2 protein-coding genes are annotated in these 1,537 nt (G+C 60.4%); one reads left to right on the top strand and one right to left on the bottom strand.

Annotated features, from left to right (window positions below):
* Positions 1-579, bottom strand: a 579-nt coding sequence (locus PQR42_RS45395; protein WP_408496072.1) for a hypothetical protein, incomplete at its 3' end; no start/stop codon positions are given.
* A gap of 300 nt (positions 580-879) precedes the next feature.
* Here PQR42_RS45395 and PQR42_RS45390 point away from each other — a divergent pair.
* The gene (locus tag PQR42_RS45390; RefSeq protein ID WP_408496070.1) at positions 880-1,488 is read left to right on the top strand and encodes a class I SAM-dependent methyltransferase; all 609 of its coding nucleotides are present in this window, start codon (positions 880-882) and stop codon (positions 1,486-1,488) included.
* Positions 1,489-1,537: the final 49 nt, after the last annotated feature.

The raw sequence follows: 1,537 nt of genomic DNA, 5'->3' as shown, positions 1-1,537 counted from the left end.
CGGATCGTGGCCGAGCCACATCACCGTCGCGGCCGCTTTGGTCCGAAGCCTCCATCGCTGCCAGTCGGCGCCCGTTGGTGAAAAATGGCCCTGACTGTCGGTGTATTGGCCCGGGTCCAGATCGTAGCGTTTCAGGTAGGCCGGATTAAGGCGCTCATCGAGCGTAACCTGCCCACCATGAGCGATGCGCGCCCGTTCCCGTGTCTCGTCATGACTGAAATCGCTCACCGCGCGGCTGACGACCGACAACTCGAACAGCAGCGCTGCACCAGTTGCCAGACATGTCGCGGCAATGCAGAGCATGAGCACCCAAAGAATCCGCCGTCCGGCTGTCAGTGTGCGTGCCATCAAATCCCCTGGCGTCGCAATGTGATGAAACGAACCCGTGCCGTTCCAGCGCGGAATTTCAGCAGACGTTTCCGCTCCCCTCTTCAAACGATACAACTTCACGTGCCGGTGGTCCAGACCGCTGCGATGTTCCGGGGCCTCGACACGGCGGCAATATGAACTGAAGTGGCCTGGGTCGGGAAACCATGCAATGGTGAGCGCCAACGTGGAATGGCGCTGCGGATATTGCATCGGTACGGTAGTTGGTTCGGGTGGCAGCTTTTCACTCTGCGTGAGGGGAGCAAGACAAACGAGCATCTGTCTTTATGCCGACGATGACCAGTGGCATACCGAGACGGAAAAAAGCATCGCGTCCACTGGCAACGTCTCGCGGTGTTATCCCCCATCCCCTCGACTCTTTGCACAACAGCGATCCACCGCCTGGTGACATTACTGCCTATCGGGCAGTAGTCAGCCGGGTAAGGAACAGTCATTCGACACCTCGGCCCGGATAGTCGACAATCGACCTGGCAGACAATTCAGTATTCCTCAATGCCGATCGACGTTCCGGGAGCCGAAGGTTATGCCGAGCATGCCTTGGCCTTGGCTAAAGAATGGCGCAAAATCTCGTTCCGAGACCACCACCGGCCAGTTCTGCATCTGATACCGAGGGCGCCTTCGCGCGTCCTCGACGTGGGGGCCGGCATGGGCCGCGACGCTGCCGCATTGGCAGCGATGGGACACTCGGTGGCGGTTGAGCCCGTCGACGAACTGCGGGCTGCCGCGATCAACTTCTATCCGGCTTCCAACGTCGTCTGGCTCGATGACAGCCTTCCAGAAGTCCGCCTCTTCCGGGCGAGGGCGGAGACATTTAGTACTGTCATGGTTACTGCAGTATGGATGCACCTCGACGAAGCCCAGCGTCGTCGAGGAATGGGCGCTGTCTCTGATCTGTTAGACGAAGGCGGCCTCCTCATCATGTCGTTGCGCCACGGGCCGATCCCGACGGGGCGGCGCATGTTTGACGTCTCCGCCGCGGACACGATCAGGCTTGCCGAAGCCCATCATCTGCAACTTCTGCTCAACGTTTGCAGCGACTCTGCCCAGCAAGCAAACAGGAAGATGGGAGTTACCTGGGCGCGGCTTGCTTTCCGGAAGTGAAGACCGGTGTGGCGGCGATCGCGCGCGGCGACTGCCGGCCATGGAGCGT

Origin of the sequence: Paraburkholderia sediminicola (genome assembly GCF_046027355.1) — a bacterium.
Taxonomy (GTDB): domain Bacteria; phylum Pseudomonadota; class Gammaproteobacteria; order Burkholderiales; family Burkholderiaceae; genus Paraburkholderia; species Paraburkholderia sediminicola_B.
The sequence above is the reverse complement of the archived record's forward strand: the minus strand, read 5'-3'. Positions and strand labels throughout refer to the sequence as shown.